General features: G+C 34.8%; 7 protein-coding genes and 5 pseudogenes. 5 read left to right on the top strand and 7 right to left on the bottom strand.

All coding sequences use genetic code 11. From position 1 onward, the window contains the following. Positions 1 to 7: 7 nt before the first annotated feature. The 5 genes and pseudogenes from ftsL to CICURV3402_RS00170 form a co-directional block, all read right to left on the bottom strand. A complete protein-coding gene (gene ftsL, locus CICURV3402_RS00150) occupies positions 8 to 364 on the bottom strand; it encodes a cell division protein FtsL (RefSeq protein ID WP_158379378.1) in 357 nt (118 codons plus the stop codon). After that, positions 364 to 1,299: a 16S rRNA (cytosine(1402)-N(4))-methyltransferase RsmH gene (gene rsmH, locus CICURV3402_RS00155; RefSeq protein WP_158379379.1), complete on the bottom strand. Its 936-nt coding sequence runs from the start codon at positions 1,297 to 1,299 to the stop codon at positions 364 to 366. Before rsmH ends, ftsL begins: the two co-directional genes overlap by 1 nt. Beyond that, positions 1,292 to 1,780 (bottom strand): annotated as a pseudogene (gene mraZ, locus CICURV3402_RS00160) (division/cell wall cluster transcriptional repressor MraZ). The gene rsmH and the pseudogene mraZ overlap by 8 nt, the downstream one beginning before the upstream one ends. 265 nt (positions 1,781 to 2,045) lie before the next feature. After that, positions 2,046 to 2,998: pseudogene (gene leuO / locus CICURV3402_RS00165) on the bottom strand (transcriptional regulator LeuO). A 1,270-nt stretch (positions 2,999 to 4,268) separates the two neighbouring features. Continuing rightward, on the bottom strand, positions 4,269 to 4,535 hold the full coding sequence (locus tag CICURV3402_RS00170) for a hypothetical protein (protein WP_158379380.1): 267 nt from the start codon (positions 4,533 to 4,535) through the stop codon (positions 4,269 to 4,271). Positions 4,536 to 5,652: 1,117 nt separating this feature from the next. Between CICURV3402_RS00170 and CICURV3402_RS06260 the strand changes: the two are divergent. Next, positions 5,653 to 6,206 (top strand): annotated as a pseudogene (locus CICURV3402_RS06260) (TrmH family RNA methyltransferase). An 809-nt stretch (positions 6,207 to 7,015) separates the two neighbouring features. On the opposite strand, the gene CICURV3402_RS00175 reads toward CICURV3402_RS06260, so the two are convergent. Both CICURV3402_RS00175 and metG read right to left on the bottom strand, forming a co-directional pair. Then, positions 7,016 to 8,704: an NAD-dependent malic enzyme gene (locus CICURV3402_RS00175; protein WP_158379381.1), complete on the bottom strand. Its 1,689-nt coding sequence runs from the start codon at positions 8,702 to 8,704 to the stop codon at positions 7,016 to 7,018. 33 nt (positions 8,705 to 8,737) lie between these two features. Further along, positions 8,738 to 10,366, bottom strand: a pseudogene (metG, locus tag CICURV3402_RS00180) (methionine--tRNA ligase); the annotation flags it as partial. Between the two features lie 269 nt (positions 10,367 to 10,635). Between metG and apbC the strand changes: the two are divergent. From apbC to CICURV3402_RS00200, 4 genes and pseudogenes are all read left to right on the top strand, one after another. Next, positions 10,636 to 11,637 (top strand): annotated as a pseudogene (gene apbC, locus CICURV3402_RS00185) (iron-sulfur cluster carrier protein ApbC). Between the two features lie 811 nt (positions 11,638 to 12,448). Beyond that, positions 12,449 to 12,619, top strand: a complete 171-nt coding sequence (locus CICURV3402_RS06270) for a hypothetical protein (RefSeq protein ID WP_235667564.1) — start codon at positions 12,449 to 12,451, stop codon at positions 12,617 to 12,619. 652 nt (positions 12,620 to 13,271) lie between these two features. Beyond that, positions 13,272 to 14,555 (top strand): lipid IV(A) 3-deoxy-D-manno-octulosonic acid transferase, encoded by a 1,284-nt coding sequence (gene waaA, locus CICURV3402_RS00195; protein ID WP_158379383.1) that lies wholly within the window; start codon positions 13,272 to 13,274, stop codon positions 14,553 to 14,555. Further along, entirely contained in the window at positions 14,556 to 15,341 is a 786-nt protein-coding gene (locus CICURV3402_RS00200; protein ID WP_158379384.1) for a glycosyltransferase family 2 protein, read from the top strand. It abuts the gene before it with no gap. Positions 15,342 to 15,347: the final 6 nt, after the last annotated feature.

Raw genomic sequence — 15,347 nt, forward strand, 5'->3', positions numbered from 1 at the left:
ATCTTTCTTAATCTGATAGGTGGTTTTTATATTCAGTGAGATTTTGTTTTTGGATCACTAAATATTCTTTTGATGGCTCAACATGACGCATTTTAAATTTATTGATTGCAATACGTTCAATCCGGCTTTGATCTCCCAGCGCCGTTTCTTCTAAAATGAGATTACGCCATTCAATGTCCAAGGCAGTTCGTTCCAAAATCAATTCTTCACGTTCCGAAATTAGCAAGCGGGTCTGATGGATATTAGCCACCACTAATAAAGCGGATACCAGTACAGCAAAAAGTAATATAAGTGGCATTTTGGCATTTTTAGCCAAATCCGAGCCTATCAGAGACACTAATCTTTTTCTTTGCAGATCTTGCATCAATTGATTCTCTCTGCAAAACGGAGTATCGAGCTACGTGATCTGGGATTGTCGAGAACTTCTTTTTGGGATGGTATGGTTTTTCCTATCAATTTTAGTTTAGGTTGCCAGATAGACTGTATTTGTATTTCTGTTAATGGTAATCCACGAAGAATTTGAGGCCCACGGCTGTTTTGGCGTATAAAATTTTTTACAATCCTGTCTTCTAAAGAATGGAAACTCACCACAGATAAACGTCCCCCTAATGATAAAATTTCAAGAGAGGCATCCAAAGCAGAGGAAATTTCTTGCAATTCATCATTGATATAGATACGAATTGCCTGAAAACTGCGTGTAGCAGGATGTTTGTGATGATTTCTGATGGGTATGACATGACTGATTAAATCAGCTAATTCTTTAGTATTTTTGATAGGATTAAGTTGATTACGTTCTACAATGGCTCTAGCCAAACGCGTTGAAAAGCGTTCCTCTCCAAAATTTTTTAATACCCAAGCCAAGTTTTCGACATTCACTTGCATCAGCCATTCTGCAGCGGATAAACCACAGGAAGGATCCATTCGCATATCCAATGGGCCATCTCGCATAAAAGAAAATCCTCGCTTTGCGTCATCGAGTTGAGGTGATGAAACCCCTAAATCGAATAACAAGCCGTTAATACGGTTCATTAAGTTAAGCTTTTGTATATAGTGGGATAAATTAGAAAAAGAGCCTTGTATAAAAGAAAAACGGGGATCTTTCATCAATTTCGCTTTTTTAAAAGCCTCTGGATCACGATCAATAGAAATTAATTTTCCTTGAGATCCAAGACGAGATAAAATGAGAGAGGAATGACCTCCACGGCCAAAAGTCGCATCAATATAAATGCCATCGTTTTGGATATTTAAACTGTCAACTGCTTCATAAAGTAATACGGTCTTATGTTGATTATCAATCATGATTGATGGTATGACATATCGTTATTTGCAGAGATAAGCCTTTTAATCGTTCAGATAAAGATTCTTGAACGAGTTGTTTAGAGGTGATGTCGTCTTTAATTTGTTGCTGCCAATTTGGCCTACTACAGATTTCAAATTTATTTAATTGCTCTATCAACATCATTTCCTTGCTTAATTGCGCATGTTGACGCAAAGTCATTGAAATCAATAAGCGGCCTGATTTATCCATTTTACACTCACTGGCATAACCTAATAATAAACGCTGAACCCGACGATCTGCTGGATGCATTCTGGAAAAATCAGATAATTTTTTAATGCTTTCCCATTCTAGAAATGGATAAAGTACTCAACAGGTTTGATGAAGATCAATGGTACACATCATTCGAGATTGTTATTTTTCTTTGAGGATATCTCGATATCGAATAGGAATTACTAATCTTCCCTTGTTATCGAGACTAAGCATAGTCGCACCACGAAACACTGCACTGACTCCTTTTATTTTACTCCTCTCAAAATAAAATAATCATTGTTAACTCACTTTACACTACAAATGTCCACTTTTTGCGAGTTTATGGAGAGTCAAAAAACTTTGTCAAGTAAAGAAAAAATGCAGATTAAAGCCGATTAAAATAAAAATGAAGTAATAATCTAAGAAATAGTTTAAAAAAATAAGAAAAATGAATGATATTCAATTCTACTAAAATACTGATATTTCAATAGTAAAAATAAACTGATATAGAAAAATATTAGATTTGTAAACTAAATTCTTTCAATAATGCTTTCATCCATTGATGACCATTATCTCTATTAGTTGATTTATGCCAGTTGAGATCACATGCACGTGTCGCATTTTCCTAAGGCAGTTCGACTAATTTTAAGTTAAGCCTTTTACTCTGTTCCTGTACCAACCAACGAGGCGCAATTGCGAAAAAATAAGTTTGAGATATAATATTGAGCACACTACTCATATCTGTACTTTCTATGCTATTGATTGCGCACATTGCATTAGAAATGTAGTAATGTTCGCTGAAAGATCCTGTTCATTCTATGAAACAATAGCATTCGCTTCATTAAACAGATCATCGGAAAAGATGGTATCGCCAATACGTGGATGATGCTTTGAAACTACTAAAAGAAGTGCATCATTAAATAAAGGTATTTGATGAAAATCTGAACACTCAAATTCAGAATAACTGATCACAAATTCATGTTGCATGATAACGTAGCTGATGTTCAATTTTATCATTTAAAGATGAAATAACCAGCTGCGTAATTAGGTGCTGATTGTTTAATATGCTTGAGTATTTGTGCGGTTAATCAAACATCTAAAAGACTACAAATAAATAAATTAAATAAACGTGTGCGGGTTTTATGTTAAAAACACGCACCCGGCGATTTATTATGTACTAATTGTAACGCTTGACGTACAGGTCAAAAGAGTTGACGGGTCCGCAATGTAGGTTGTATGCCACGCTCATAGCGTAGAAATAATTCATCGTTCAACATCACCTTTAAGCAAGCAACGGCGTTTCTCACTACAGGTTATGAGATACCGAGTAAATTCGCCGCTTTTGTCACATTTTGCATTTTCATGACAGCATAAAACACTGTCAACAAATTGAGATCAAGATTTCTTAAATGGATGTCAAATGATTTTTTTGGCTACTTGATTAACAGTTAATAAGTTATATTCAGACATGCTTAACGGCAATAAGTTTTCATGCAGATGATCCTGTAAAAGAAAGCGTCGCTAATGCCAACATCATAAAATGAATGACACTTTATATATCTTGCAATTAATAGAATCGATGATCTTTCTTTTTCTATTAAAAATAATTGAATCCCATCCGGGTAGAAAGTATGAATTTTTTAATTTCCAATAATTTTTATTAAAATAAATCGTCTATAATATAATAAATAAAATTAAATAATTTTAAAAACCAATCAATAAATTAGGTTATTTTACAAAAAATTATTTGTTAAAAAATAAAAAATGACTTTTCTTTTATTAAAGAAAGTTTATTTAACTTAATGTTATTGATTCATCTTATCTACCTCGTTAAAATCAATAAAATAATAGTAAGATAATTTAAAATTATATGATACATAAAAGCATTGAAGAGATAGTTTTTTAAAATGGATAAAATATAGAAAATTCACTCAGGATAATCAAAAAAATAAAACTTATTCTTATAAGATTGCAATATATAAAAATTTCACTTTACGGTCATTTAAAAAGAAATTTGATTCTTTTATTAATTCTTAATTATTGATAAAATCAATATATCACTTTTATTTTTTATTTAATATCAATTAAACAAAAATTTTTTCTTATTATTTTATATCAAAAAAAATATTTTCAGCCGTCTTTATCATACATAAAGAAATATTCTCTTCTCTTTTTTGCAAAAGATATTATGGTTGAATAAAATTTATTTAAATTTGAGATTACCATTTATTTTTAATAATCTTTGAACAGGCTGTGTGAAAACCGCCGATATCACTTATTATATTCACACTTATTTTCCTTTTCTAATTGTAGACAGCATTATTGAGTCTTCACCATAAGTGTCAGCAATTTTGATGCCGGTATTCACTGAAATCAGCACATCATGATTTGCTATAGGTTAATTTCGTTGGTCTGTGACCATGATAGTAAGAGCGTAAGAATCTTTTCTGTTGGAGACAGGATAAGGACGAACAGTTTTTATGTTGGTGATCTTAGATAGAATCGCTATTTCTGATGTATCATGCCACTCAAATGAGATTTTATTTTTAGAAGGAATTCCCGTGGCGCTAGACACTTCAACGGGCACCAGCACATTGACTCGATATTTTTTATTTTACCGAGCGGTTTCGATTGTTCTTATCTATTTAGCATTTTTCATCTTTATATATCCAAATAATATCGGCTTCATTAACATAAATCGTTCTTCTTAAACTAAAATTATCGTCTTTATCAAAAAAATTTAAGCCCTGTATTCAGGGCTCGATACTTTTAATTTATTTGGAATATCTGATAAATGTAAAAACTCACCTTTTGATATGAGAGTGACTCCATCTAACTGTAATAAATAGAGAGTACCCTGCACATTAGGCGGATGCCCATAAATAGCGCTAGTTTTTCCACTTAATATCATAAAAGCAGATCCATAAAATATTAAAGCGAGATAGCCCGATAAAGAAACATAGATTTTCTTTTCAAAGAACAAAATGATCACAACCAGAATTGTCATATTATTTATTGTTTCGAAAAAATCTGCAGAGCATTTTTATGCTCTTCATTCATTCTTAAAAAACAAAAGCACTTTCAATCTACAGTCAAGTTAAACCCATGTGCCCCATCTGCAGAATTAGTGCTCTTTTTAGCTTCTTTATTATTTAGCATAATGAAATTTCTGTTGAATATTTTCGTTTTAAAAACTTTTGTAGGGAAAGTGATATTATCACTAGCACTCTGTCCTAATAAACGCCACTCATATCATTATTAGAACAAGCGAAATGCTGGAAGCGCCAAATAGACTACCTGATTAAACGCAAATTGAAGTTATTGAAGTGTAAAAATTAAATTTGCACAAATTATGAATGATTTTTCTGTGGAAATAATATGACAATACGTAAAAGTAGATGATAATAAAGAGCTGACTACATTATTAAAATCATTTCTTGAGATAGAATCTTTTGAGTTAATAGTAGCTCATGATGCAAAAGAAGCATTTAGTTTATTAGATAATTTTATTAATGTGGTGTTAATCGATACTACCATAAAAAATGAATGGTATTTATATATTAAAAGCATTAAGAAAAAATTATGAAATGCCAGTCATTTTTAGGTCAAACTGACAGCAATTTAGATTTAATACTTTCTTGAGAGTCAGCTGCTGATGATTATTTGGCTAAGCCATTTAATAATTATAAACTCATTACTCGTATGCGTACTGTTTTACGACATACTGCTTCGAATGAAACAGAAGAAATAAAAATCAAGCCTAAAAGTATCGTCAATATAGATTGATCTACAGCTTAATTTAGGAAAACAAGAGGCTTGTTTTTCAGGACACGTGTTAGATTTAACAGGTACTAAATTTTCTTTATCTTATTTTGTAGAAAAAATATAAGGCAGGTAGTATCAAAAAAGCAAATTAATAGATATTCGGTAAACATTTAGCGCCTTTTAATCATACCATTGATATACATATTTCTCACCTTCGTCGAAAATTGCCTGAACACAAAGACCGTTTCCTCGCTTTAAGACGTTGTGTTGGCGCGGATATTTAATGGTCGCAGACGCGTAACGAGCTTCATAATTTAGTAAATTCATATCTTCGGTATCGTTAGATTTGAATTATAACTATGAAAAATTTATTAAATATTGTTTTATTCGAACCAGAAATCCCTGCTAATATAGGCCATATTATCCGGTTATGTGCTAACAGCAGATGCATCTTTACTTTATGAAGTCGTTAGGTTTTGCTTTAAGTAACCAAAGATTGTATCTTTCGGGGCTTGATTATTACGAATTTACTGCCGTGAAGCAGCTATCTGACTATCAATCTTTTCTTAATAATGAAAGATTTTATAATACATGTGTTGCTTCATTCTTTGCTTTAAAAACCAAGATTGTTCTCTATATAGCGACGTGTATTATCAAAAAATAATTATTTACTGTTTAGTTTAGAAACTCGGGGGTTGCCTTCTAGGCTTATTAATTTTTTGCCGGCCGAAAAGAAAATAAAAATCCATATGCAACCAATAGCCGTAGTATAAATCTTTCTAATGCAGTTTCTATTGTGATTTATGAAGCTTGGCGTCAATTAAATTATATTGGCGCTATTTTGTTTAAAATTCTTTTATTTAAAAATTTGAGTTTTTTAGAAGATACTTTTTTGTCGTGTCAGATGTTGTAGTTATCTTGATTAATGGACCTAAAAAACAAGGATGCCTATCAAAAATATAAAGATCTGTTATGAGATTTATTCTTTCTAATACCTCCCTAAAACGACTCAATAGCATTTTTTAGGAGCAGACAAGACATATAATATGCCGCCTAAATTCTAAAATATAGAGCAATAAATAAAGCTCCATCGCACTGAAAACGCTGAGTAATAATAATAATAATAAAATTATTCGTGTTAAATACTTTATACGTACGCACAATAGAATCTAATGTTCGAAAACCTGCGTAATCCAAGATTATATCTCAAGGAAACACTCTAGGCGCAATGAAATCACTTTTCATGGTTCTGGGCTCATTGTAGTTTGGCCGGGCGTTATCCTCGCTTAATAATAAATAATTAATTTTACCACTTTTATAAAATTGAAGACCACCTTGTAGCCTGTATTGATAAAATTAATTAATGACTCCTGTTTGATAATATTTTGTAGCCTTCATCGCCCAGCTGACAGAAAGAGTGGGACAAAATTGTATTTTTTCGTATATGTGATGATCTGTTTTAAAACGAATCCAACGGTTAATCAATATAGATGACATCACTAAAGAAAACAAGATAAAAAATAATATACTGAAAACAGTTTGCCACATAAAAACCTATAAACGAAGCTAAAAAAAAGAGAAAAAGCATAGCTTATTTTTTAAAAAAATCCTAGGCGCAGTTTTCAGATGGAAGTCAAAATGAATAAAAAATCTGTTTTAATTACAGTTAATGCGTATTTATTATGGTGAAATATCTGACAGAAAAAATGGTTTCAAAAAATTTTATAAGGCAATTCGTTTATAACGACTATACTCTGGCTTCCAATAATTACGTTCAATAGACTGCATTAAATCCGCTTCAGAAATCAATGGCGCTTTATTTTCTGATTGAGCTGTTTTTCCTACCTCAAAAGCAATACTTTTTGATACTTTATGAATATCATCAATATGCGGAAGTATCCCGCCCTTTCCTGTCAGTAATAAGGGCGACTGAGAAGCTAAAGCGCGGCTTGCAGCCATAAACATCGCGTCTGTAATTCGACGAGCGCCTGATGCTAATACGCCTAATCCGATGCCTGGGAAAATATATGCATTATTACATTGTCCAATCGAGTAAATCTGGTCTTTATAATAAACAGGTTTAAATGGACTACCCGTTGCTATCAGAGCACTTCCCGCAGTCCAGTGAATAATTTCTTCCGGTAAGGCCTCCACCTGAGAAGTTGGGTTAGAAAGAGGCAGGATAATAGGATGAGCAGAATAAAGGCACATTTCATGAATCAGCTCTTGAGTAAATAATCCAGGTTGACCTGAAACACCAATTAAAATATCTGGACGAGCATTTCGGATCACATCTAGTAAAGAAATGACCTTTTTATCTAAAGTCCAACTTTGAAGGCACCTGGTTTTTTGTGTCAATTTTTTTTGAAAATCTAATAGATTGGGTAATCTATCTGTCAGCAAACCAAAGCGATCTACCATAAATATTCGCTCTCTAGCCGCTTTTTCCGTTAAACCTTCTAATTGCATCTGTATGATAATTTGCTCTGCAATGCCGCAACCAGCTGAGCCTGCACCCAAAAAAGCAATGGTTTTCTCTTTTAAGTGGCCTCCACTTGCTGCAATTAAAGTGGCCAGCGTGACTGCAGAAGTACCCTGAATGTCATCATTAAAGCAGCAGAGTTGATCACGATAATGATTTAATAAACCTGTGGCACTTTTTTGAGCGAAATCCTCAAATTGTAAAAGTACGTTAGGCCAACGACGTTTCACAGCGTTAATAAATTGATCCACAAAAGTATAATATTCATTACCAGAAATGCGTTCATGACGCCAACCCATATAAAGAGGATCTTTTAATCTTTGAGAATTATTTGTGCCGACATCCAGAACAATCGGTAAGGTGTAAGCAGGGCTTATCCCTCCACAGGCAGTATATAATGCGAGCTTCCCAATCGGGATGCCCATACCGCCAATTCCTTGATCACCCAAACCCAAAATACGTTCACCATCCGTAACCACGATGACCTTCACATTTTGTCTCACGGCGTTCTGAAGAATCCCATCCATATCAGCGCGATGAGGGTAAGAAATAAATAGGCCCCTCCCTCGCCGATAAATATTTGAAAAATGCTGACAGGCCTCGCCTACAGTCGGAGTATAAATAATAGGCATCATTTCAGGGAGGTGGCGACAGAGTAAACAATAAAATAGTGTCTCGTTAGTATCCTGGATATTTCTTAAATAAATATGCTTATCTATATCATTTGTGAATTCCTGATATTGTTGGTAAGCCCGTTCAGTCTGATCTTGAATAGTCTCTATAGACTCTGGCAATAAACCATGGAGATTAAATTGGCTACGTTCTTCTTTTGTAAAGGCACTACCCTTATTCAGTAATGGAAATTCCAACAAAACTGGACCAGCGTACGGAATATATAGAGGAGGTTTATTTTCATATTCAAATTTCATAAAAATTATCCTGACTGATTACTCTCAACATTTCAGCATCGCGACTATTTTATCGTTGTCTATACGGTTAAAAAGAGCTTTAAAAGGCTTAATTTCATGATTTAATAAAGGAGAATTGATTGAATCCCAAGTTAATTCGGTATTCAAGAATACTTCGCTTCTCTCTGACAACGCAGGCAGAACAGGTTTAAGATAAGTCATTAATATACGGAACAAATGGATTCCCATTGAGCAAATAGACTGAATTTTTGCTGCATCAACTTCTTTTTTTGCAAGCACCCAAGGGGCTTGTTCATCTACATACCGATTGGCTAAATCTGCCAGTGCCATGATTTCACGAATCGCTTTACTGGTTTCACGAGTATGATAGGCCTCCGCTATGCGGAGACCTGCTTGAACAAAAGTGAAATACAACTCTGAATCTGCTAATTCTTTCGATAAAATACCAGAAAATTTTTTATTGATAAAACTGGCATTTCGGGCTGCTATATTCACCACTTTATTGACTAAATCAGCATTCACGCGATGAACAAAATCTTCAAGATTTAAATCGATATCATCGATATGAGAAGATAATTTGGCTGCATAATAGTAACGCAAACAATCAGGATCTAAATGCTTTAAGTAATTACTTGCTTCAATAAAAGTACCACGAGATTTAGACATCTTTTCGCCATTAACCGTGATGTATCCATGTACAAATAGATTGGTTGGTTTGCGAAAATCACTCCCTTCTAGTACAGCAGGCCAAAATAAACTGTGAAAATACACAATGTCTTTGCCAATAAAATGATACAACTCAGTTTTAGTATCCACCTGCCAAAATTCATCAAAACTAACATCTTCTTTTTTATCACAAAATTTTTTGAAAGATCCCATATAACCAATCGGAGCATCCAACCAAACATAAAAATATTTATCGGGTGCATCAGGGATTTTAAATCCAAAATAAGGGGTATCACGTGTGATATCCCATTGACGAAGACCAGATGTAAGCCAAGTCTGCATTTTATTGGCCACCTGTTGCTGCAGTGTACCAGAATGAATCCATTTTTTTAGCATTCCAGTGAATGCCGGCAAATCAAAAAATAAATGTTCAGACTCGCGTATTACAGGCGTTTCGCCAGAAACCTCTGATTTAGGATCAATCAATTCAGTGGAACGATAAGTAGCACCACAAGCTTCACAATTATCCCCATATTGATGGGGAGCTTGGCATTTAGGGCAGGTACCTTTTACAAAACGATCAGGTAAAAAAAGCTTTTTTTCAGGATCATATAATTGTGAGATAACCCGTTTTTTAATGTGTCCTTTCGCTTTGAGCCGCTGATAAATGGCCACGGAAAGCTCACGATTTTCATCACTGTGAGTAGAGTAATAATGATCATAACTGATTAGAAACCCAGAAAAATCATTCTGATGCTGCTGATTTATTTCTTCGATCATTTTCTCTGGATGAATACCTAATTTTTCTGCTTTGAGCATAATGGCAGTACCGTGAGCATCATCTGCACAAATGAAATAAACCTCATGGCCTCTCATTCGTTGATAACGAACCCAAATATCTGCTTGAATATGTTCTAACATATGCCCTAAGTGAATGGGACCATTGGCATAGGGAAATGCACAGGTGACCAATATTTTTTTGATAGATTCAGTCATAATAAAAATGGCTTATTTAAATAATAAAGTTGAATATTAACTGATCAGACTTCCGCCCGCCAGGGATTCATACACGAAGTTTTACCATCCTGATCTCAATTAAGTTACAAAGTTTTTCTATTAGTTTTTCAAATGAATTTTATTTTTATGTAGGAAGATAAAATATGAAGAGATATTCAAATTAAAATAGCGCCGAGATGCTTAAAACACAGGTGTCAGACATTATCGCGATTTTTACTCATCCCACTCTAAAAAAAGATTTATGATCCTTGAATGCGCTTCATCGTTGCACTTTTTTAGATCAAGTGCTTCATATAGAAATCATCATCCCGTTTCCATGGGCCTCGGTTTGTGAACAATTAAAATTAAAAACCACTGCAACACTTTTGGCTTGCACTGGCGCTCAAGCCGTTGAATAGAAATTCATTCAGCATATTCGCCCATTACACAGAGAGAATGGGCAGGCAGCGGTACAGGGAATCAGTAATATTTTAGCGGTCAGCTCAGGAAAATGAGGCGTCGGAAAATCCTCTATCGCAGTGAATTTAGCCTTGTCTTTGATTCAAGAAGGTGCAAAGTGGGTATTTTATATGCAGATATTACGGCCCATCTGTACCTCATATTTTAGGCAATACTGATCTACGACCCACGTCACCGGACGGTCAACATATGGTTCCTATTATTATGCATGGTATGGCGAGTAATTCTATTGGTTATCTCGTGACAGGTGACAATGCGATGATCTGGCGTGGGCCCATGGCCAGCAAAGCGCTATTACAAATGTTAAACGATACTTTGTGGCCTGAATTAGACTATTTGATAGGGATATGCCACCAGGGACAGGTGACATTCGATTAACATTGGCTCAAAAAATCCCTGTGACCGCGGCAATTGTGATCACGACTCTACAAGATCTTGCATTAATTGATGCTGCTAAAGGAATTGTGATGTTCAGCAAGGTGAAGGTACCATTATTGGGTGTGATTGAAAACATAACGGAGCATCTGTGCGCTCAGTGTGGTTCTATTGATCCTATTTTTGGGCGTGGTGGGACAGAAAAATTAATCAAAAAGTATCAAATAAAATTACTGGGAAAAATTCCGCTACACTCTTTTTTAAGTGAAGATGCTGATTCTTGGTATCCAACCGTCGTCAGGCAACCTGATAGCTGATTGAGCGATATTTTTAGGCAATTAGCTTCTTGTGTGGCCGCTGAAATGTATTGGAAAATTAGCGCCATTCCTAATGAAATGCGCAGTCGCCATCTGTGAATAATGATGCTAATCGTATCAATCGATCTTATATAAACTGCGATTTTTTGTCTATTCTGTGAAAATCATCTGTGTCAAACATAACTTAAGCAGAATAGAAAACTCCTATTTTTAAAATCATCGTGCCCGAATTTTATAGGCACACGCGTGTTACCAGCGCTTACTAAAAGTAAGGCCCAACTCATCTTGAGCACTACCATAGAGAGCAGCCAACAAAGTCATATTGATTTTTTTAAGGTTTGCCTGTATCTAAGCTTGCATAAATGCACTCACTTTCTCAGTCTCTTGAGAAGGAACTTCTAGTTTTAATCAACTCAAAAACCATTTAGTCCAGGCATATTAGCAGTGCCGCCGCTTGTTTTTTAGAAAGCACGAGATCAGCACCAGCTTAGCTCCTGTGCCTACAGAACACACCAGATTCAGTTGCTTATTGAGCTTAATACCGGCTCGGGCAATATATTTTTTACTTTTGAGTTCATCGTATGCAGTTTTAAAGATCGTGTCTTCCGAATAAGTGTTTCTCTTAAAGTGGCTGTAGCGTAATTCTCCATATAGAGTGAGATCTAGACTCCGGTCTATTTGAAAAGTATAACGTGCTTGAGTGATAAACGAGAAACCTCTTCAATTGGCATAACCACGACCTTTTTCTATGTTGGGCTTATAAACTCGTTAGAATATCCAGGAGATCTCTCATATACTCAAGGCCAGTCATTAGCCCCCAACTATGACCATTGTCGTTTTGATCTTTATTGTATATAAAAAGCCATAGTAGGGACTATATTTTTTACAACAATCTATTTGGAACCCTGTTATGAAGATTCCGGTTTTAAAAGACGCCGAAATACATATCATTCGTCAGAGATTAAGTAAAATTAAGATTAATGGAAGAACCTTTGGTGTCTTTAAATCGACACCAGATCCCTCCTTGAATACAGCTTTGCCCTTGGCTTATTTCACAGCGGCGTTTAAAAAGACCAGTTAAACGATAGCCTACCAAATTGATCACATACCATTGTTGACTGATCGTTTCAGATAAACCTTCCTATGTATTATTCAAATCTATAGAAGTTACCTTTGCTCCTGTAACTGCTTCTAAAAAATTCTTAAAAAGATTAACCGAAATTTTTTCTAAAAATTAGAGCTAGAGTAATTAGCAAAAGCAGACTCGCTGATCCATAGTAAAACACTAAATAAAGTAGACATGAAAATAAAATGATTGAATTTTTTTAAAAATCATTTTTTCCTTAGTCATTTTTAAATTAAAAATTAAATTTTTAACAACTGTTTAATAACATATATTTTTTAGTTGATTTTAAATATTAATTTCAAATAAAAATAAATATGTGTGTATATTACAGAATAAATACATAGATTTATTCTTAATAAGATTTAAAATATCAATTTATTTTATAAATTAAAATTTATTAATTTTTAAATAAATTTATCAATGTTATTCAACCTTTATTTTTTATTTATTAATAAGACTAGCAAATAAAACTTCCTGAGAGGGGACTCGATTACACTTGAGAAAAATAGACAGTTTTCAATTTTTTCATGTACAAATCTTACATACCCGCTCTCAAAACCATATCTAGTGATATGATTCGCCATTTTTTACAAAAATAAGGGATACAATGTGGCTTAAACTCTATCAAGGAGTATTTTATTTGATCCAACCGGTAATTTGGTTGCGCTTATTGTTACGCGCACGTTTAACACCGGCTTATCGAAAGCGATGGTCAGAACGTTACGGATTTTGCAAAAAAAAAATCACGCCAGGCGGTCTTGTAATTCACTCAGTCTCAGTCGGTGAAACCGTCGCTGCCACTCCATTTGTGAAAGCTTTGCGGCAAGCTTATCCTTCATTACCCATCACGATGACTACTATGACCCCGACGGGCTCTGAACGCATTCTTTCCGAACTCGGCTCTCAGGTTGATCATGTTTACTTGCCTTACGATCTTCCCTGTGCTATCCATCGTTTTCTGGACACCCTGAATCCTAAATTATTTATTATTCTGGAAACAGAACTTTGGCCCACCCTAATCACTTTACTTTATCAAAGAAAAATTCCTCTGATCATCGCTAATGCGCGTTTATCAGCGCATTCTGCAGCAGGTTATAAAAAAATAGCGCCCTTCATGAAAAGCCTCCTGGAGCGCTTAACATTAGTGGCAGTACAAAATGAAGAAGATGGAAAACGATTCATAGAATTAGGGCTAAAGCCATCTCAAATGGTAGTGACGGGGAGCATTAAGTTTGATATTCACCTGACACCAGAACTAAAAATGAAAGCCGTTAATTTACGCAAACAATGGGCCCCAGATCGTTTGATTTGGATAGCCAGCAGTACTCATACAGGTGAAGAAATTTTATTATTAGAAGCGCAACGGCAGTTGTTACAAAAACATCCTGATTTATTGCTGATTTTGGTGCCCAGACATCAAGAACGTTTTTCTAAAGTGGTATCTCTGGTTAAAAAATCTCATTTCAACTATATAAAACGCAGCTCAGGTCATGTTCCTTCAAGTCAAGATCAAGTGATCATCGGTGATACTATGGGCGAATTAATGTTGCTGTACGGTATCGCTGATCTGGCTTTTGTCGGTGGTAGTCTCGTCAATCATGGTGGACATAATCCATTGGAACCTGCAGCTCACGCGGTTCCAATCATTATGGGCCCATATACATTTAATTTTAAGGATATTTGTACTAAGTTAGTACTTGCTCAGGGTCTGATTCAAATCGCTGATGTGGCCTCATTAGTAAAAAGAGTCGATCTATGGCTGATAGATCAAAATTGTCGCCATCAATATGGGAGAAATGCCATCAAGGTGGTTCATGAAAATCAAGGTGCCTTAAAATGTCTGTTGTCTTTATTGAAACCTTATTTAGCGCCACCGACACGAGATCCATAAATGAAAGCAAAAAACCGCCTATCTGTAGTCATTTTAACCAAAAATTCATCCGATTTACTAAATGAATGCCTTATCAGCGCTTCTTGGGCTGATGAAATCATCGTTCTTGACTCAGGGAGTCAAGACGACACCCAAACCATCGCAAAACGACATAATGTAAAATTTTACACTCAAACAGATTGGCGAGGGTTTGGACAACAAAGACAATTAGCACAACAATATGCGCAAGGACAATATATTTTTATGTTAGACGCAGATGAACGAATCACGCCAGAACTCAAAACAGCTATTCAAATTATTTTAACGAAAACGCATACTGAAAAAAAATCGCCAACGGTGTACAGCTGTTGTCGTCGAAATTTTTTTTTAGGACGATTAATACGACATAGCGGTTGGTATCCTGATCCTGTGATTCGATTATATCCTCGATTACAGTATCAATACGGTGATGAAGATGTTCACGAATCGCTCAATTACGGCTCTGCAAAAGTCGTGTGCTTACAAGGAGATTTATTGCATCTCACTTATCGAGATTTTTTCTCTTTTCAAAAAAAACAGCTTGATTACGCGAAAGCTTGGGCCTCAGAGCGCCATAAAAAAGGCAAACGCGTTTCTTTTTTATCCATTTTTATTCACTCTATCGGAGCCTTTATAAAAACTTTTTTACTCAGACTCGGTTTTTTGGATGCTCAAGAAGGACTATTACTTTCTTTGTTAAACACACAATACACTTTTAATAAATATGCAATTTTATGGTCATTTCAACGTTCAAAAAATAGGGATTAAAAACAC

The sequence above is a fragment of the Candidatus Williamhamiltonella defendens genome, assembly GCF_900699045.1.
Classification (GTDB): domain Bacteria; phylum Pseudomonadota; class Gammaproteobacteria; order Enterobacterales; family Enterobacteriaceae; genus Hamiltonella; species Hamiltonella defensa_A.

Bases quoted from the DNA above. Each gene is read 5' to 3' on its own strand.
- ftsL (WP_158379378.1), bottom strand. From the start codon at position 364: ATGCAAGATCTGCAAAGAAAAAGATTAGTGTCTCTGATAGGCTCGGAT.
- rsmH (WP_158379379.1), bottom strand. From the start codon at position 1,299: ATGATTGATAATCAACATAAGACCGTATTACTTTATGAAGCAGTTGAC.
- CICURV3402_RS00170 (WP_158379380.1), bottom strand. From the start codon at position 4,535: ATGACAATTCTGGTTGTGATCATTTTGTTCTTTGAAAAGAAAATCTAT.
- CICURV3402_RS00175 (WP_158379381.1), bottom strand. From the start codon at position 8,704: ATGAAATTTGAATATGAAAATAAACCTCCTCTATATATTCCGTACGCT.
- CICURV3402_RS06270 (WP_235667564.1), top strand. From the start codon at position 12,449: ATGAAGATTCCGGTTTTAAAAGACGCCGAAATACATATCATTCGTCAG.
- waaA (WP_158379383.1), top strand. From the start codon at position 13,272: ATGTGGCTTAAACTCTATCAAGGAGTATTTTATTTGATCCAACCGGTA.
- CICURV3402_RS00200 (WP_158379384.1), top strand. From the start codon at position 14,556: ATGAAAGCAAAAAACCGCCTATCTGTAGTCATTTTAACCAAAAATTCA.